The sequence below is a fragment of the Chryseobacterium sp. 2987 genome (assembly GCF_031456375.1).
Taxonomy (GTDB): domain Bacteria; phylum Bacteroidota; class Bacteroidia; order Flavobacteriales; family Weeksellaceae; genus Chryseobacterium; species Chryseobacterium vaccae.
In genome coordinates, this window is sequence record NZ_JAVDUN010000002.1 from 223,490 (window position 1) to 241,454 (window position 17,965).

Annotated in this window: 15 protein-coding genes; 7 read left to right on the plus strand and 8 right to left on the minus strand. The window is 36.9% G+C overall.

The features are described from left to right. Positions 1-59: 59 nt before the first annotated feature. From J2Y40_RS06065 to J2Y40_RS06080, 4 genes are all read right to left on the minus strand, one after another. Positions 60-1,994: a transglutaminase domain-containing protein gene (locus J2Y40_RS06065; RefSeq protein WP_309997770.1), complete on the minus strand. Its 1,935-nt coding sequence runs from the start codon at positions 1,992-1,994 to the stop codon at positions 60-62. A gap of 9 nt (positions 1,995-2,003) precedes the next feature. Next, positions 2,004-3,896, minus strand: a complete 1,893-nt coding sequence (locus tag J2Y40_RS06070; RefSeq protein ID WP_309997773.1) for a DUF3857 domain-containing protein — start codon at positions 3,894-3,896, stop codon at positions 2,004-2,006. Between the two features lie 127 nt (positions 3,897-4,023). Further along, complete coding sequence (gene gyrB, locus J2Y40_RS06075) at positions 4,024-5,958, minus strand: DNA topoisomerase (ATP-hydrolyzing) subunit B (RefSeq protein ID WP_153399628.1); 1,935 nt, start codon at positions 5,956-5,958, stop codon at positions 4,024-4,026. 169 nt (positions 5,959-6,127) lie between these two features. Next, positions 6,128-7,525 carry a T9SS type A sorting domain-containing protein gene (locus J2Y40_RS06080; RefSeq protein WP_309997776.1) on the minus strand — a complete coding sequence of 466 codons (1,398 nt, stop codon included), beginning with the start codon at positions 7,523-7,525 and terminating at the stop codon, positions 6,128-6,130. 145 nt (positions 7,526-7,670) lie between these two features. Here J2Y40_RS06080 and J2Y40_RS06085 point away from each other — a divergent pair, with 145 nt between their 5' ends. Genes J2Y40_RS06085 through J2Y40_RS06095 form a run of 3 tightly spaced genes read left to right on the plus strand, consistent with a single transcriptional unit; the run spans position 7,671 to position 10,533 of the window. Then, entirely contained in the window at positions 7,671-9,014 is a 1,344-nt protein-coding gene (locus J2Y40_RS06085; RefSeq protein WP_153399626.1) for a cytochrome ubiquinol oxidase subunit I, read from the plus strand. After that, positions 9,011-10,015 carry a cytochrome d ubiquinol oxidase subunit II gene (locus J2Y40_RS06090; RefSeq protein WP_309997778.1) on the plus strand — a complete coding sequence of 335 codons (1,005 nt, stop codon included), beginning with the start codon at positions 9,011-9,013 and terminating at the stop codon, positions 10,013-10,015. The genes J2Y40_RS06085 and J2Y40_RS06090 overlap by 4 nt, the downstream gene beginning before the upstream one ends. A gap of 8 nt (positions 10,016-10,023) precedes the next feature. After that, positions 10,024-10,533, plus strand: a complete 510-nt coding sequence (locus J2Y40_RS06095) for a ClbS/DfsB family four-helix bundle protein (RefSeq protein WP_309997780.1) — start codon at positions 10,024-10,026, stop codon at positions 10,531-10,533. A gap of 147 nt (positions 10,534-10,680) precedes the next feature. Here the strand turns inward: J2Y40_RS06095 and lysS are convergent, their stop codons facing one another. The 4 genes from lysS to J2Y40_RS06115 form a co-directional block, all read right to left on the minus strand. Continuing rightward, positions 10,681-12,378, minus strand: a complete 1,698-nt coding sequence (lysS, locus tag J2Y40_RS06100; protein ID WP_309997782.1) for a lysine--tRNA ligase — start codon at positions 12,376-12,378, stop codon at positions 10,681-10,683. Between the two features lie 204 nt (positions 12,379-12,582). Continuing rightward, complete coding sequence (rlmF, locus tag J2Y40_RS06105) at positions 12,583-13,515, minus strand: 23S rRNA (adenine(1618)-N(6))-methyltransferase RlmF (protein WP_153399619.1); 933 nt, start codon at positions 13,513-13,515, stop codon at positions 12,583-12,585. A gap of 3 nt (positions 13,516-13,518) precedes the next feature. After that, on the minus strand, positions 13,519-13,893 hold the full coding sequence (locus J2Y40_RS06110; protein WP_309997784.1) for a c-type cytochrome: 375 nt from the start codon (positions 13,891-13,893) through the stop codon (positions 13,519-13,521). Continuing rightward, positions 13,893-14,114, minus strand: coding sequence for a hypothetical protein (locus J2Y40_RS06115; protein ID WP_153399615.1), 222 nt, complete (start codon positions 14,112-14,114; stop codon positions 13,893-13,895). The genes J2Y40_RS06110 and J2Y40_RS06115 overlap by 1 nt, the downstream gene beginning before the upstream one ends. Positions 14,115-14,253: 139 nt before the next feature. On the opposite strand from J2Y40_RS06115, the gene J2Y40_RS06120 reads away from it, so the two are divergent. The 4 genes from J2Y40_RS06120 to J2Y40_RS06135 all read left to right on the plus strand — a co-directional run bounded on the left by J2Y40_RS06120 (position 14,254) and on the right by J2Y40_RS06135 (position 17,958). After that, complete coding sequence (locus J2Y40_RS06120; protein WP_309997786.1) at positions 14,254-14,898, plus strand: hypothetical protein; 645 nt, start codon at positions 14,254-14,256, stop codon at positions 14,896-14,898. Positions 14,899-15,116: 218 nt separating this feature from the next. Beyond that, positions 15,117-15,650, plus strand: a complete 534-nt coding sequence (locus J2Y40_RS06125) for a hypothetical protein (RefSeq protein ID WP_309997789.1) — start codon at positions 15,117-15,119, stop codon at positions 15,648-15,650. Between the two features lie 238 nt (positions 15,651-15,888). Further along, positions 15,889-17,313 carry an anthranilate synthase component I family protein gene (locus J2Y40_RS06130; RefSeq protein ID WP_309997791.1) on the plus strand — a complete coding sequence of 475 codons (1,425 nt, stop codon included), beginning with the start codon at positions 15,889-15,891 and terminating at the stop codon, positions 17,311-17,313. Between the two features lie 45 nt (positions 17,314-17,358). Continuing rightward, on the plus strand, positions 17,359-17,958 hold the full coding sequence (locus tag J2Y40_RS06135) for an aminodeoxychorismate/anthranilate synthase component II (RefSeq protein WP_153399607.1): 600 nt from the start codon (positions 17,359-17,361) through the stop codon (positions 17,956-17,958). Positions 17,959-17,965: the final 7 nt, after the last annotated feature.

Consider the following 17,965-nt stretch of genomic DNA (forward strand, 5'->3'; position numbering starts at 1 on the left):
ATTCAAAAAGATGAATGGTTTTGAAAAAGTCTCTATTTTTTTTATTTCAGATCTGAATACTAAGATTTTTTAATCAGGCTGATCACCTGATTTTCACTTTTTGAAGCAGTGTTCCAGATTTGTTTAAATGCAGGATAATATTCTTTAGGATAATCCGGGCTTGCAATTTTGATGACTGAAGTCACCTCCAGCTTATTCCCTTTCAAATCGGCAGTATAGCTATACTCTATTTCTTTATCATCTGTAACAATCTTTTTGCTCTTTGGCATTTCTTCAATAGTATACCCTTCCGGAATTTCCAAAGTGATTTTTTTTATTTTGGCAAAAGCAGATATTAAATCAATAGGATATTTTCTTGCTTCTGTCTGATCAAATTCATTGGAAGTTTTTCCCAGGAAAAGCATAGGATTGATGATCATTTTTTTTCCTATTTTGTCTATCAGGTTCTCAGAGGTGAATTTCATCGTGCTTTCAAATTCTCCCTTATCCAAAACTTTACAGTTGATATCTGTAAAATCTATTGAGAAATTTTCTTTGTACTGCTTTTTATATTTTTCAGCATTTTCATCATAACTTTCCTTAGCAAACATTCCATAAGTTCCGGTATCTTTATCAGTATAAGTTCCTGAAATACTGCCATCATCATTAATCTTGGCATTAGCCATAAGATAATTGAGACTCGCTGTAGCATTTGACACCTGCATCTGCCGTGCTTTATCTTTTGCCATCAAAATTCCGTACTCATTCCAGTCTCTGGGAGGAAGATTATTCATTGAAGACTGCTTTGACGTAGCATCATACAGGTTATAACCTTCTTTATTGCTTACTGCAGCCAGCACAAAGTTGACACTCATAAGACTTGGAGATGCCAGGTTAATCAACCCGTTATCTACTGTAGAAATAAGAAGCGGATCTGCTTTAATACCTGCTTCCCTAAGCATCATCACCAGGAACAGATTGATTTCGGCTGCATTTCCTGTTTTGGTCTCTATTAATTTTTTCAATCCCTCCTCTGTATAAATTCCTCTGTCATTATTCCAGGTAAAGGTATTTTTTACATAATCGAAAATCGCATTTGCTTTTTCTTCATCTGTTTTTAATCCGGCAATATGAGCAGGCATATTTTCTTTTGCCAATCTTGTCTTTTTTAATTCTCCACCAAAATCATCGTCACTATAGAGCTTTTCTTTAATTTCTTCCCAGGATGAGGAGTATAATTTCAACTGTCCGATATTGGTAGAATGAAGTTCTGCGCTTATTTTAGTACGGTAATTCCTGTCATTCTTCACAAACTTCTCCGTTTTAAACCCTTTTAAGTTTTCAAAACCTAATCTGTAAGTCTTATACTCCATACCATTCATCAGTTTATCTTCAACCATTCTGTATTTTGGCATTAAAGATCCTGTATAATTCACATTATATGAAATATTGACCGGGCTGTCCAAGACATATTCTGTATATAGTGAAGGAGTATCGCTTTCTATCAAGGTTTGTGGTATTGAATACAAGAAAGGCGATAAAACCTCATACTGATATTCTATTATAGAACCGTTCTTCACATTAGGAAATGCAAATTTTGTGACAGTGGTATATTTACTTTCTTTACTTTTATACTTTGAGCTTTTATCCACTTTGATAGAAACGGGATTGCCATTTTCAAGGTTATAGGTAAAGGCTTTTATTTTATTCAGGGTTTCTCTGGCACTAGAGTTTTGATACAATGGTATTTCAAGGTTAAGCCAGTCCTCGGCCTTATCTTTATCATAGATTTTCACTCTACAGACCACATTTTTGTGGAATTCTCCTTTAGTTCCGTCAATATAATAATGAACTGATCTGTATAAAATTTCAGCCGGAGCATTCTCATCCAAAGCAGATTTTGTTTTACTCAGGTCCTCATTGTTAAATTTAGGAGGATCCAGGAATTGGCGTTTCTGACCGCTGACTAATGCCAAATTGCAATAGCAAAAGGCCAATAATAAGACTTTCTTCATGGGTATGTTTTATATTTTTGTTACTAAAATTTTTGAATTGTCTCCGTTGACGATTTTCTTTCTAAAGTTCATATACTCATTATACTTTTCCTTCGGGAATAAGCCTTTGTTCATTTTAATAAGTCTGGTGACTTTTACTTCATTATCACTTTTGGCAATATTCAATTTATAAGTTCCAAATTCAGAATTAATCTGTACAGTATCAGGAATCTCATCTACTTTATAGTTTTTTGGAATAGCAAAGCTGATCTCATATTGATCTTCATAGGACTGTCCTACTTCAAACGGAAGCTCTCTTTTTTCATCGGCTTTGTAGTTGTAATTGCTGAAAATAGGTACCGCTCTGAAAATCAATCCGCTTCCTACATTTTTAGAATAATTTCCTGCTTTAAAATCTAAATCAAACTTGATAGAGGCATTATCTTTATCATTGACAAAATTTTTCACCTCAACTTTTTCAAAATTTAAGACATCAAATCTGTCTTTCACGGTTTCTATTTTCTCCTTCGGGGACCGATAGGCGTAGGACAGGTTAAAGTCATACTGACTTCCGGTGTAAGCGAATTGAGCCTCACCATTAATACTATTATCTTCGTTAAGACTGATTTTAATTTTCTGTTTTTCAGTATTCTGCTCGGCTGTATAGGAAGGAGTATTGATGAGTTCTATTCCTTTTTTTGTTACGGCCAGAACATTTCTATCTGTTGTGCTATAACTCAAATGGTTGAAAGCAATCTGCTGGGAGGTATTTTCAAGCCAGATATTTCCTTTTTCAGTCGGAACCATAAGAATAGCATGATTTCCTCCCATTGCAGGGAAATCAGGATCGAAGGAGATCTGTGACGAACCGGAGTTAATTACACAATAATTGGAAGGAATTCCTGCCTCATTCAGCAAGGTTTTCATATAATTGGTAAGGCCTTTACAGTCTCCATAACCTTTCTTCTGAACTTCATCAGGAAGCATCGGAAGCCATCCGCCAATCCCAAGTCCTACAAATATATAGCGGGTTTTCGATTGCATATGCTGGAAAAGCTTCTTCACTTTTTCCTCAGTAGAACCTGTCAGCTTCAAAGCTTCAACCTCAGCTTTAATGGCAGGAGTAGCTATAGAAACCGGTTCAACAAGATTATTATAATACCAGGTTCCGAAATCGGTCCAGTTATTTAAAGTTCCCTGTTTTCCCTCTAGATTGAATTTAGAAAGCGCAAAACTTACTTTGGGTAAAATTTTCACAGGCTGGGGCAACATCGGCACATTATCGATAGCCGGAACATTTTTATAGGAGTAAATCTTTTCACTTCCATTATCATTATATGAAACGGATGTATAGTCATATTTTGACGGATAGGTTTTAGTTCTCAGCTCAATGCCTGATTTATTGATGATTTTAAACTGGCTCTCTTCCAAAGAGGTATTGGTTGAAGAAAATGGCATAAAATCAGGAATAAAAATAGTATTCTCTAATTCAGTCTTATAAGAGAAATCAATCGTATACGGATATTGAGCCGGAGTATACGACAAAACTAAAACTCTGCTGTCTGAATAAAATACTCCCTGTCCGTTATTTGCAAAATCTCCGAAATCAGATTTTGAAAAGCTTTTTACTTTCTTTCCACTCTCGTCATACACTGTAACTTTTACTTCGGAAATATTATCTCCTTTTTTATAGGGAATATATGCTGTAGCTTTGGAATCTCCTTCTTTGTTCAGAACAGTTGTTACAGTATTGTTGGTATACTGTATTTCATCAATTTTATTGATCTGAATGGTTGTGAAATCCTTTCTGATGACAACATCGGCATTCTTCTTTAAATTTTCGGGGATTGCAGAAACCGGATAGGTCTGGGCGAAATATATTGAGGCTGTGGATAATGCCCCCAAGATCAAAAATTTCATCATAGTTATTAAAATTGTGCAAAAATAGTAAATTCTTAATAACTGTTAATTTTTTTATTTTAATCGGGAATAATATTTATAAAAAAAAGACTTCATTTCTGAAGCCTTTTTAATTTATATTTTTCAACGATTACGCGTCAATCTTAGCATATTTTGCATTTTTCTCAATAAATTCTCTTCTTGGTGGAACTTCATCCCCCATCAGCATAGAGAAAATACTGTCTGCTTCTACTGCATTATCAATGGTTACCTGCTTTAAGATTCTGTGTTCAGGGTTCAGGGTTGTTTCCCAAAGCTGTTCAGGATTCATTTCTCCAAGCCCCTTGTAACGCTGTACTTCTACTCCTTTTCCATCCGGAGACATCTCCAAAGTAAATTCTTCACGCTCTTTTTCGTTGTAAGCATATATTTTCTTGTTTCCTTTCTTCAATAGATATAAAGGCGGCTGGGCAATATAAATATATCCGTTTTCAATAAGCTCTTTCATGTATCTGAAGAAGAACGTAAGAATCAGGGTAGAGATGTGAGATCCATCGATATCGGCATCGGTCATGATGACAATTTTGTGGTATCTCAATTTAACCATATTCAATGCTTTGCTGTCTTCTTCTGTTCCTACAGAAACGCCAAGCGCGGTATAAATATTTTTGATTTCTTCGTTATCATATACTTTATGAAGCATAGATTTTTCTACATTCAGGATCTTACCTCTCAAAGGCAGGATCGCCTGAAAATGTCGGTCTCTTCCTTGTTTTGCAGTTCCACCTGCGGAATCTCCCTCTACTAAGAATAGTTCAGATTCAGCCGGGTCTTTGGATGAACAGTCAGAAAGTTTTCCCGGAAGTCCGGAACCTCCCATCGGAGATTTTCTCTGAACCATTTCACGGGCTTTTTTCGCAGCCTGTCTTGCTTTTGCAGCCAAAACAACCTTCTGTACGATTAATTTTGCTTCATTAGGATTTTCTTCAAGGAAGTTGGTCAACATTTCTCCAACAATCTTATCTACCGCTCCTGAAACTTCAGAGTTTCCAAGTTTAGTTTTGGTCTGTCCCTCAAACTGAGGTTCCATTACTTTTACAGAAACTACTGCTGTTAAACCTTCACGGAAGTCATCTCCGGTAATGTCTACTTTTTCTTTCTGTGGAATTCCCAGATCATCAGCATATTTTTTAAGGGTCCTCGTCAAAGCACGTCTGAAACCTGCCAGGTGAGTTCCTCCTTCATGAGTGTTGATATTGTTCACGTAAGAATGCAGGTTCTCATTGAAAGAAGTGTTGTAACGCATCGCTACTTCTACCGGAATATCATCTCTTTCGCCTTCCATGAAGATTACATTCTCCATGATTGACTCTCTGTTTCCGTCGATGTAGGCTACAAACTCTTTTAAACCACCTTCAGAATGAAAAATCTCTGATCTGAAAGAACCGTCTTCCAAAGTTTCTCTTTCATCGGTAAGGGTAATGGTAATTCCTTTATTAAGGTAAGAAAGTTCTCTTAAACGGTTGGCTAAAGTATCATAGTTGTAAACTAATTCTGTAAAAATAGTATCATCAGGCTGGAAAAACTGTTTTGTTCCTCTTTTGTCACTGTTTCCTATTTCTTCAACTTCGGTTTGTGCTTTTCCTTTGGAATATATCTGCTGATAAACATTTCCGTCTCTGTAAACGGTAGTGATCATTTCGTTGGAAAGTGCATTCACACACGATACCCCTACTCCGTGAAGACCTCCTGAAACCTTGTAAGAATCTTTATCAAACTTTCCTCCGGCCCCGATTTTTGTCATTACAACTTCAAGAGCTGATTTCTGCTCTTTTTCGTGGAAATCCACAGGAATACCTCTACCGTTATCGCTTACTTCAATTCCGTTTCTTTCTTTAATAGCAACAAAGATCGTATCACAGTATCCTGCCAACGCTTCGTCAATAGAGTTATCTACTACTTCATAAACCAAATGATGGAGACCTCTTGTCCCTACATCACCAATGTACATTGAAGGACGCATACGAACGTGCTCCATTCCTTCCAATGCCTGAATACTACTAGCTGTATATTGTTTCTGACTCATATTAAATTATTAAATCCTGCCAAATGCAAAGACCTACAAATATCGTGATTTTTTTCGAGGTATGAAAGTTAAAAAATGTCAAAAAAGTATTGTTATCAGCATAAAAAAAGCAGACCTGAGCCTGCTTGTGTTTTTAGAGTAATTCACAAAAATCATTACCATTTAAGAATCAATTTTTTATTGCCTGTCTGGAAATAATTTTATTGGATTCTGTTATGAATTTAATCAGATAAATCCCTGTGTTCAGTTGAGTGGTATTAATACGATCCTGTCCTTTTTCTTTCAACATTAAACGGCCATTTCCATCATAAATTTCTATTTGTTTTATCTTTTCTTTTGAATTCAGAATAATCTCGCTACTGAATGGATTGTTAAAATGAATCTGGTTATAGTCTGTAATCCTTTCTTTAAGATTTAATGTTCCTCCGCTGATAATATATCGGCTTACGGAAGTCTGAGTAAACAGATATAAGTAATTACCTTTTACTTCAACGCTTATATTATTGCTATTTCCTGGGATATCAGATTCAAAAATATCAGATCCGTTAATTTTAATAAGGTTTCCTGCGGCTGCATAACATGAAAATCCTACTTTAGCATCAGTATCATCTCCTTGCTGCTGTCTTACTGTTAAAGGAAGAAAAACATTGTTATTGTAGTCATCCATTCCCATTGTTAATCCATAATAAAGAACTTTGTTATTGAATGTCTGAGGAAGACTCACAATTCCTGAGTTTCCAAAAGCATTATCAATATTTCCGTCATTTTTAGTCTTGGAAAGTGCGTAATCAAAACTGCTTCCATTCTTAAAAAGAAGTGTAAAAATTTCAAAATTATTAGTCACCGCTTCCGGATCAAAGGGAACATATCCCGATTGGTTGGAGTATACCGAATATCCATTGTTTCCATACGATACATCCAGAGCTCCTGTATTTACATTAATTTTTCTCCTTCCTCCTGAGTTTTCAAAAAAATAAGTACTGTTGATTCCCTCATTAAGAACAGAGGAAGATGGTGAAGCTGCTGTAATATTTACGGTTCCGTTATTACCATATGAGATATCAACAGCTCCATTAGCGTTAAACCTTGTAAAGCTATCCTGATTTCGTACTAAGATTTTACCATCAGAAAGATAAGATGCTGTTGAATAGTTGGTCGCAGAAAAGTTACTACCGATCAGCAACTCTCCATTATTACCAAATGAAGGATCAGCACTTCCATTGATTGAATACTTATATAATTTACCATCAGCAACCGGATATACAGTATTACTATCAGCATATAAAACAGAAGCATCACCCTGTGCAGGCAATGTTATCGTACTTAGCAGCGTTCCATTGGCATCATAGGTCATAAAATTGGCATTAGAAGCAGCATCTAATGGGCAGATTACAACATAATTGTCAGAAGTCACGTAATGTCTGTTCCATACAAGGTCGTTACTATTATTTACGGTAAAATCTATTGTACCATTCGTTCCATAAGAGGCATCTTTCGTTAAAGATAATTGAGAATACAATACAGATGAAAAGCATAAGGCTGCCGCCAGAATGAGTCTTTTTTCCATGGTTATGTGTTTTTAATTTTGGCAAATATAGTTTTATTCTCAAAAAATACCAAAGTTAAAACCGATTTCTAAAATTCATGCTGTTGTAAATCATATTCATCATCAATAATTTATCCGTAAATTTATTTACTCAAAAGTTGATATTATGGATGATTTTATTGCCGCCCGTGCGCAGATGGCCATATCACTAGGTTTCCATATCATTTTCGCCTGTGTGGGAATGGTCATGCCTTTTCTGATGGCTTTCGCTCACTGGAAATACCTTAAGACCAATAATGAAGTATATAAAGGGCTCACTAAAGCCTGGAGTAAAGGTGTTGCGATCCTGTTTGCAACTGGGGCCGTTTCCGGAACAATGTTATCCTTTGAGCTGGGGCTTCTCTGGCCCGGATTTATGAAACATGCCGGACCTATATTCGGAATGCCGTTTTCTTTAGAGGGAACAGCATTTTTTATTGAAGCTATTGCGATAGGATTCTTTTTATATGGATGGGAGAAGTTCAACAAATGGTTTCACTGGTTCTGCGGATTTCTTGTAGGGTTAAGTGGTTTGGCTTCCGGAATTCTGGTGGTTGCAGCCAATGCATGGATGAATTCTCCTTCCGGATTCGATTATATCAACGGACAGTATCTGAATATTGACCCAATCAAAGCAATGTTCAATGATGCGTGGTTTCCGCAGGCACTTCATATGACTGTTGCTGCATTTTGCGCTACAGGATTTGCGGTAGCCGGGGTGCATGCTTTTCTGATTATGAAGAAGAAAAATGTGGAATTTCATACCAAAGCATTCAGAATAGCTGCCGGTTTTGCATTAATAGGGGCATTCGGAGCCCCTTTAAGCGGTGATGTTGCCGCCAAATCTGTTGCTGAAAGACAACCTATTAAACTTGCTGCAATGGAAGCTCATTTTGAAACTGAAAAAGGAGCGGCATTTGTTATTGGAGGTATTCCTGATGAAGAAAAAGGTGAAATAAAATATGCTATAAAGATCCCTAAAGTTTTGAGTTTTCTGGTAAGCAATGACTTCAACTCCGAGGTGAAGGGTCTGAATGATTTCCCAAGAGATGAATGGCCTCCAATTGCTGTTACCCATTATGCTTTTCAGATTATGATCTTCTTTGGGGTGGTCATGATATGTATTGGAGCCGTTTACCTGTATGCTCATTTTTTCAGGAAAGAATGGCTCACCAAAAACTGGCTTTTAAAAACATTTCTGATTGCGACTCCTTTTGGATATATTGCTTTAGAAGCAGGATGGACAGTTACTGAAGTAGGACGCCAGCCATGGATTATTTACGGAGTGATGAGAACAATAGATGCCGTAACTCCAATGCCGGGAATACAGTATTCTTTTTATTTCTTTACTGCCATTTTCGTTTCATTATCCCTGATTATTATTTTCCTGCTGAGAAGACAAATCCAGATGGTACCGAAGCTTTATGATCCTACCGATCCTCAGTTTAACGATAAAAACAAAAAATCATGATCTACATTGTTATAGGTTTTCTCTGGCTTTCTATCTGTCTTTATATTATTTTAGGCGGAGCCGATTTCGGAGCCGGAATTGTAGAACTTTTTACCCATAAAAAAGCCCGTCATAAAACGGAAGAGATCATGTATGAATCCATTGCTCCGGTATGGGAGGCCAATCATATGTGGCTGATCATCGCTATTGTGATTCTTTTTGTAGGTTTTCCTGAAATTTACACTACAATGTCTACGTATCTTCATATTCCGTTGGTACTAATGCTTTTGGGAATTATAGCAAGAGGAACAGCCTTCACATTCAGACATTATGATGCTGTGAAAGACAACTGGCAGGTTTTATATACCCAAATCTTTTATTATGCCAGTCTTCTGACCCCCTTTTTTCTGGGTCTGATTGCTGCAGCTACCGTTTCATATTCTATCAATCCTGATGCCGTTGGTTTTCTGGATCTGTATATTTTCAGCTGGCTGAACTGGTTCGGGGTTTCTGTGGGATTATTTACTGTAGCCCTTTGCGCTTATCTGGCTTCTATATTCTCATTAAGAGAGACGCGAGATAAAGCAGACCTGCTCCTGATGATCAGAAAATCCAAACAGACCATGATCTTTGTGGTCATCACGGGGGCATTGGTATTTTTAACCGCCTATCTTTCAGACATTCCTCTTTTGATGTGGGTATTTTCAAAGCCTTTGGGAATTATGGCGATTGCTTTTGCGACCATTGCCTTATTGCTTATTCTTCGGGCTATGAATACACAAAAACTGCTTCCGGTACGCGCTCTTGCAGGTTTCCAGATGGTGATGATCCTTGTTGCCGCTACCTATCAGCACAATCCGGATATCATTTTATTAGGAAACGGACAGCACCTTTCATTACTGGCTCATACAGCTCCTCCTAAAACCATCTCAGCTTTAGGATGGGCTCTGATGCTGGGTTCTCTGTTTATTCTTCCGTTTTTGTTTTATCTGATGGCTTCATTCAGCAAACAGAGAAAATAAATAAGAATATGATTCAATACGAAAATAAGACGGATCTGATTGATACCATAAAAAAGAATTACCTGCTTTATGATCAGGAATTCAACGATATCAAAGAAGAAGAAAAAGATCTGCTGAAACCGGGAGTTGATAAAACACCTGCTCAAAATATTTCCTATCAGCTGGGCTGGACTAGTCTTCTTTTACAATGGGAATCTGATGAGCAGAAAGGTATTGAAGTAAAAACTCCCACATCGGAATACAAATGGAATAATTTAAAAGGGTTATATGAATCTTTTTACGAAAAATACAGTTCTTACAGCCTGAAGCAGCAAAGAGATCTTCTGAGAAAACAAGTAGATGAGATTGTCCAATGGATAGAAAATCTTGATCATGAAACCTTATTTCTTCCGGAACAGAGAAAATGGGCAACCACTCCTGCAAAATGGCCAATTTGGAAATGGATCCATATTAACACTGCAGCTCCATTTAAGAATTTCAGGGCACAGCTTCGGAAATGGAAAAAAGAAAATCAATGAATTTTGAAGAGTATGATAACATCTTAAAGTTATTTTCCTTTTATTATTATCATGCAGAATATCAGAAACGATATGTAGCCGTTACTACATAAAAACGGGCTGCTTCAAATTTGAGGCAGCCCGTTTTATACTTCTTTAAAGTTATTTTTAAACCAGTTTCATCAAAAGATTTTCATCAATCTTTTCTACTTTCACCAGGTTATTTTTCGTTAAAGTTTTGGAAGCTTTATCCCATTTCTTTCCTGACAATTGGCATCTGTCTTTCACTTCTGTCAAAGCCATTGGTTCTTCCTGAGAATTAAGGATTTCAAGAATTACTTTTTCATCTTCACCCAATTCAATCTGAGGAACCGTTTTTTCAGGTCTCATCTGAGGGAAGAACAATACTTCCTGGATGGATGCGTTATTGGTAAGGAACATGATCAATCTGTCCATACCTATTCCTAATCCTGAAGTTGGCGGCATACCGTATTCAAGGGCTCTTAAGAAGTCCTGATCAATGAACATTGCTTCATCATCTCCTCTTTCTGACAAAGCCATCTGTGCCTCAAAACGCTCTCTCTGATCAATTGGATCATTAAGCTCTGAATAGGCATTGGCAATTTCTTTTCCGCATACCATCAACTCAAAACGTTCCGTTAAGCCTTCTTTGCTTCTGTGTTTCTTAGTCAGTGGAGACATTTCAACCGGGTAATCTGTAATGAAAGTCGGTTGGATGAAGTTTCCTTCACATTTTTCGCCGAAGATCTCATCAATTAATTTTCCTTTACCCATTGTTTCGTTCACTTCGATACCGATAGACTTCGCGAAATCATATAATTCCTGCTCTGTTTTTCCTGTAATATCGAAACCTGTAAATTTCAGGATCGCTTCCGTCATGGAAACTCTTGGATATGGAGCTTTGAAATCAACATTATGCTCTCCAAACGTAGCTGTAGTAGTTCCATTTACCTGAATGGCACAGAACTCCAATAATTTCTCAGTGAAATCCATCATCCAGTTGTAGTCTTTATAAGCTACATAGATTTCCATTGCAGTAAACTCAGGGTTGTGGGTTCTGTCCATTCCTTCATTTCTGAAGTTTTTCGAGAACTCATAAACACCATCAAATCCTCCAACAATCAGTCTTTTTAGATATAATTCGTTAGCAATTCTTAAATATAATGGAATATCTAAAGCATTGTGATGCGTGATAAACGGTTTTGCAGCTGCTCCTCCTGGAATAGACTGCAAAATAGGTGTTTCCACTTCAAAATATCCTGCATCATTGAAGAATGTTCTCATAGCATTGAACAATTTTGTTCTTTTCACGAAAATTTCTTTCACCTGAGGATTTACCGTTAAATCTACATAACGCTGTCTGTATCTTAGTTCAGGATCTGTAAAGCCATCGTGTACTACTCCGTTATCATCAGTTCTCGGCTGAGGAAGCGGACGAAGTGACTTAGTAAGAAGCGTAAAGTTCTTTACTAAAACCGTCTTCTCTCCTACCTGAGTAGTAAACAAAGTACCTTCAATACCGATGATATCACCAATATCTAAAAGGTGCTTGTACACTTCGTTATATAATTCCTTATCTTCTCCCGAACAGATTTCGTCTCTGTTGAAGTAAACCTGAATCTTTCCTTTAGAATCCTGCAATTCTGCAAAAGAAGCCTTTCCCTGAATTCTGCGGGACATTAATCTACCAGCGATCTTCACCTGTTTATTTTCAGAAAAATCCTGTTTTATAGATTCTGTAGTATCTGTAATGGTATACTCATCCGCAGGGAACGCATTAATTCCCATTTCAGTAAGCTTGTTCAGCTTTTCTCTCCTAATGATTTCTTGTTCTGATAATTGCATTTCTTATTTTTCTAAAAGCGTACAAATTTAGGCATTTTTGAGTTGACCATCAATGTCTTTTATCAGAAATTTAGTAAATGACGGTGGTGAAGGAGAATTTTTATTGAGATGAGAGATAATAGACGGAGAGATGAGAGACTTTTGAAAATGTGAATGGGCAATGGTGAATCTGCTTTGCTGTGAATTTTTACATACAACAATTGACTATTGACATTTAAACCCCGCTCTGTCCTTCTCCGGAACAAATGTCCAGGCCAATATTCTGCTGACTTTTTGCCCCTGTGCCATATCGATAATTTTAAAATCAGCGGCTTTCACTTTTTTGATGAGCGTCATTAATTTATAAAGGTTATCGCCTTTTGAAACCAGGCATGTAAACCATAAAACCTGAGATGAATAAGAAGAACTCTCCTCAATCATTTTTGAGATAAAGGCCAGTTCACCGCCTTCACACCATAATTCGGACTGTTGTCCTCCAAAATTAAGCAGAGGCTTCCGGGATTTTGACTGTCCCAAGCCCTTTCTTTTTCTTACGCTTCCTTTTAACGCAGATTCTTCAGAATCATGAAAAGGAGGATTACACATCGAAAATATAAACCGCTCACCAGGCTCAACAATATTTTTGAATATATGATTGGAATCGGGTTGTTGCTTCACATGAATAAAAGATGATAAATCAGGATTCTGGTCCAAAATAAGCTGTGCATTTTTAAGTGAATCCTTATTAATATCCGTTCCGGTCATTGTCCATCCGTAAGACCTATAGGACAGCAAAGGATAAATCAGATTAGCTCCTGTTCCGATATCCAGTCCTTTTACTGAACTTCCTGTCGGAATTTCCGGATATTGTTCTGCCAGCAGATCAGCAATATAATGAATGTAATCTACCCGCCCGGGAATAGGAGGACATAGGTTAGTCTCCGGAATATCCCAGTCTTTGATATTATAAAAATGTAACAGTAAGGCTTTGTTCAGTAATTTTACAGCTTTAGGAATGCTAAAATTGATAGTTGCCGTATGGTAAGTATTTACAAAAACATAATGCTTCAGTTCCGGCACACAAGAAATAAGCTGCTCAAAATCATAAGGATCCCGATGCAGATTTCTTGTGTGCAGACTGGATTTTTCAGCGGCCATATTTTATTTTTTCTGGCTTAAAATATAGGCTACCATTTTTTTGGCATCTTCTTTAGAAACCTGTGGATGGGCAGCCATCGGAACGCCTCCCCAAACTCCGCTTCCGCCTTCTATAATCTTGGAAGCCAGAAGTTCAATATCCTTATCAGAATACTTTTCTGCGATCTCCTTATAAGAAGGTCCTATCATTCTTTCATTTACGGCATGGCATCCTGAACAGTCTAATGTCCCGATAATCTGTTCACCGGAAAGATCTGATTTTGCAGGCTCTGAAGCCGCAGTGGTTTCAGATGGTATACTTTCTACCGCCATATTTTCTTTTTTAGAACAGGAAAGGATCAGAAATCCTGTAACTCCTGCCAAAAGTAATTTTTTCATTATTTTTTCGCTGTAGAATCTGTTTTAGCAGCTTCAGGAGCGGAAGTTGCAGGAGCAGCGGCTGGCGTTGCGGCTGGTTTAGCTGTAGAATCTGCAGCTACAGTTGGAGCATCAGGTTCTGGCAGCATGGTGTTGCTATCCTGTAATGTGTGATCAGGTTTTTTAGAACAGCTAACAGCCAATAAACCTCCGATAAATGCGATTGCTAATACTTTTTTCATTATTTTTTCTATAAAATTTAGACAAAAATATAAAAAATTAGCGTTTAAACTCATGACATATGTCCACATTCATGATATTTATACAGAAATTTAATGATTTTATAACGGCTATATCCGCAGATAATTTTAAATTTAAACTATGATTTTCATTTCTAAAATCCTGTTTTTCACCAGCCATCATGGTTTTTATACTGTGATCGTTCTTCTGCTGTTCTTTGGGTTGCTTTCATTTCTGACAAAAAAAGCATGGCTTCTTGCTCCGATTTTGCCGCTGGCTATTCTGAACGGCTTTGCCGGACAATACCTGAACGCTTGGTTTTTAAATCAATACGGAGTAGAAAGTATTGCTGTTATCACTTCAGATGTTGAGACCAACTCCACATTAAATGACATGTACATTCATGATTATGAAGCTATTGTAAAAAATCAGAACGGAAAATATACCCCCACATTCTTTTCTACCACAACGGCCTCTATTTATCCTATTGAAAATGCGATCAGAATTCCAGAGGTAGAAAAGCCATTCCCGGTAAAATATATTCCGGGCTATGAAAAAAATATTGTCATCCTGTATTATCAATCGGAAGCAGGAAAAAATCTGCTCAGATATGAAAAATTGGCTCCGGTGAATTCTGCAAGAATAAAATATGAAACAGACAGGACCAATAAAGAATTTATTCAAGAATATTCTGCCGCTTTGGAAGAGTATTTACAGTTATATGACGATCCTGAATACAAGAATAAACTTGAGGAATTAAAAAAAGAATCAAACAGCTCCAGATAGCAGTTTTGGAGCGTTAAAAGTCTGTTTAAATTCACTCAATACATCCATGATTATCAAATATTTTATCCTTTGATGAAATTCAATAAATCTTATTTAAAAATAATTCTAAATTTAGTCCAGAGTTTTTAATTATCATTTGAACTGAACCTGCCCTTTATCCCCTTTACAACCACTATCTATTGAAAACAGACTTTATAGAAAAAAAAACTATTTTGAAAATGATCTGGATTTGTTCCATTTCATGTTTCATCTTCTTTTTTATTGCGGTCAAGGCTTTTATGAACCAACAGATAACCCTTGATAATATTACTGAAATAAAAGGAATTTTAAAAGAAAATATTATAATTGAAAAAGGAAAAAGGGGAAGCGAAACTTTAGTTATCAGATTAAAAGAGTATCCGGAAATAAAGTTCGTGATTGGCAGTATTTCCATAGATCAAACTTATACTCACGAATTAATGTCCGAAAACAAGCAGTATGATACTCTTAGTTTCTTCATTGAAAGTAAAGAATTCAGGAGGAAGATTTTAAGATCAGAAAATGTTCCGTTTCCGGAAAATTATTTACGCAAAAACACCATAAGCATCGTTGAAATTCATAAGAACAACTTTCAGTATTTAACGGTGAATGATTACAATAACACCCATCAGAAAAACACATATTTAATAATTGTCTTTTTGGGATTCATGGGAGTTCTTATGCTGTTTGTCGGGATGAAAGGGGTACAATATTACCGGGCAAACTACCGGTAAAGTGTATTAAAGTTTTTTTATTTTTTTTATTTCTGTATCAAAAAAAATTTCTACATTTGTCCCATGTTAAATATCAACAACAATATGTGGTGGTGGCTTTCAAACTCTTCGTCGGGTCTGGAAGTATTGTCCTGTTGTTAATTTTACAATAGAAATAAGCAAAAACAATATAGAGGCTTTGACGGATTCCGTTGAAGCCTTTTTTTATGATTCAATCTCAATAAACAAAAAACAGCAGATGTCTATTCAAAAAATTAAAATAAAAACCGTTTCGAAAAAAACATTGGGTGATCTTCATACCCCGATGAATATTTATCTTCAGATACGGGACCGTTTCCGTGATACCATCCTTCTGGAAAGCTCGGATTCTAAAAACATTGATAATAATTTTTCTTTTATTGCCATCAATGCCATAGCCGGAATAGAAGTTAAAAACCTCAGCGAATTTGAAGTCAAGCTTCCCGGTTCCGATCCCGTAAAACAATTTATAGGAGACCGGAATATTACAGAAATATTTGATGAATTTCGTACTACTTTCGAATGTGAAGCTTCCACAGATCCGGTTGAACAGACTGCCCAAAGCCTCTTCGGATATACCAGCTTTGAGGCTGTACAGTTTTTTGAGACCATCAGCCTGAAGCCGCAAAGCCCGGAAGTAGAAATTCCCATTCTGCGGTATAGATTATACCAATATGTTATTGCCATCAACCATTACAATGATGAAATGCATATCATTGAAAACCAGATCAGCGGTATAAAATCTGAAGTTTATCTGCTGGAAAATCTGATCAAAAACCAGAATACTCCGGTCTACCCTTTTGAAAAAACCGGTGATGAAACCTCTAATCTTACCGATGAAGAATATATAGAGCTGGTAAAAACAGCCCAGAAACACTGTATGAGAGGTGATGTGTTTCAATTGGTCCTAAGCAGACGATTTGAACAGAAGTTTAAAGGTGATGAATTCAATGTATACCGTGCTTTAAGAAATATCAATCCCTCTCCGTATCTTTTCTTTTTTGATTACGGAAATTACAAATTATTCGGCTCCAGCCCGGAAAGCCAGCTCATCATTAAAAACGGAAAGGCTATCATCCATCCTATTGCAGGAACTTTTAAAAGAACGGGAGATTTTGAGACTGATATTCAATCCATTGAAGCATTAAAAAATGATCCTAAAGAAAATGCAGAACATACCATGCTGGTAGATCTTGCCAGAAACGACCTTGGCAAATTAGGTAAAAATGTAACTGTTACCAAACTGAAAGAGATCCAGCTTTTTTCTCACGTCATTCATATGGTAAGTGAGGTTACCGCTGATATTCAGGAAGACATCAATCCATTGGAAATGGTCTCCGCTACCTTTCCGCAGGGAACGTTAAGCGGTGCTCCAAAACATAAAGCCCTTCAGCTCATCAATCAGTATGAAAAGAATTCCCGTGGCTATTACGGGGGATGTATTGGAATGATCGGGCTCAACGGAGGCTGTAATCAGGCCATTATGATCCGTACTTTTCTAAGTAAAAACAATACCCTGTATTATCAAGCCGGAGCCGGGCTTGTGGCCAGATCAGTACCTGAAAATGAGCTGCAGGAAGTTAACAATAAATTAAATGCACTGAAAAAAGCAGTAGATAAAGCAGGCAAATTAGTGATCAATTAAAATGCAGTGTTCCAATTCATCTTCCAAACCATTAAAAATAAAAAAATGAACAATAATATAAGCTCTCAAATCCCAACTAAAGTTCTCGTTTTCGACAATTACGACAGCTTTACCTATAACCTTGTCCAGATTATCGAAAGAATTCTGAACCAAAAAGTAGATGTGGTAAGAAATGATGAAATTACTTTAGAAGAGATCGGAAAATATGACAAAATCATTCTTTCTCCGGGTCCCGGAATTCCTGAAGAAGCAGGGATTTTACTTGATCTTATCAGGGAATACGCACCCAGCAAAAGTATTTTAGGAGTATGCCTCGGGCAGCAGGCTATTGCTGAAGCTTTTGGAGGAAATCTGATCAATCTTTCTGAAATTTTTCACGGGGTAGCAACCTCTGCGGAACTGATAAAAGAAGATACCAAGCTTTTCAGAAATCTTTCCAGCGGGCTGGAAGTCGGAAGATACCACAGCTGGGCCGTTAATCCCGAAGGTTTTCCCGAAGAACTGGAAATCACAGCCGTAGATAAAGACGGAATGATCATGGCTCTTCAGCATAAAACCTATGACGTACACGGGGTGCAGTTTCACCCTGAAAGTATCTTAACTCCTGACGGGGAAGTTATTATCCGAAATTTCTTAAATGATTAAAGAATGA

Coding starts and splice junctions, on each gene's coding strand:
- J2Y40_RS06065 (WP_309997770.1), bottom strand. CDS start 1,994: ATGAAGAAAGTCTTATTATTGGCCTTTTGCTATTGCAATTTGGCATTA.
- J2Y40_RS06070 (WP_309997773.1), bottom strand. CDS start 3,896: ATGATGAAATTTTTGATCTTGGGGGCATTATCCACAGCCTCAATATAT.
- gyrB (WP_153399628.1), bottom strand. CDS start 5,958: ATGAGTCAGAAACAATATACAGCTAGTAGTATTCAGGCATTGGAAGGA.
- J2Y40_RS06080 (WP_309997776.1), bottom strand. CDS start 7,525: ATGGAAAAAAGACTCATTCTGGCGGCAGCCTTATGCTTTTCATCTGTA.
- J2Y40_RS06085 (WP_153399626.1), top strand. CDS start 7,671: ATGGATGATTTTATTGCCGCCCGTGCGCAGATGGCCATATCACTAGGT.
- J2Y40_RS06090 (WP_309997778.1), top strand. CDS start 9,011: ATGATCTACATTGTTATAGGTTTTCTCTGGCTTTCTATCTGTCTTTAT.
- J2Y40_RS06095 (WP_309997780.1), top strand. CDS start 10,024: ATGATTCAATACGAAAATAAGACGGATCTGATTGATACCATAAAAAAG.
- lysS (WP_309997782.1), bottom strand. CDS start 12,378: ATGCAATTATCAGAACAAGAAATCATTAGGAGAGAAAAGCTGAACAAG.
- rlmF (WP_153399619.1), bottom strand. CDS start 13,515: ATGGCCGCTGAAAAATCCAGTCTGCACACAAGAAATCTGCATCGGGAT.
- J2Y40_RS06110 (WP_309997784.1), bottom strand. CDS start 13,893: ATGAAAAAATTACTTTTGGCAGGAGTTACAGGATTTCTGATCCTTTCC.
- J2Y40_RS06115 (WP_153399615.1), bottom strand. CDS start 14,114: ATGAAAAAAGTATTAGCAATCGCATTTATCGGAGGTTTATTGGCTGTT.
- J2Y40_RS06120 (WP_309997786.1), top strand. CDS start 14,254: ATGATTTTCATTTCTAAAATCCTGTTTTTCACCAGCCATCATGGTTTT.
- J2Y40_RS06125 (WP_309997789.1), top strand. CDS start 15,117: ATGATCTGGATTTGTTCCATTTCATGTTTCATCTTCTTTTTTATTGCG.
- J2Y40_RS06130 (WP_309997791.1), top strand. CDS start 15,889: ATGTCTATTCAAAAAATTAAAATAAAAACCGTTTCGAAAAAAACATTG.
- J2Y40_RS06135 (WP_153399607.1), top strand. CDS start 17,359: ATGAACAATAATATAAGCTCTCAAATCCCAACTAAAGTTCTCGTTTTC.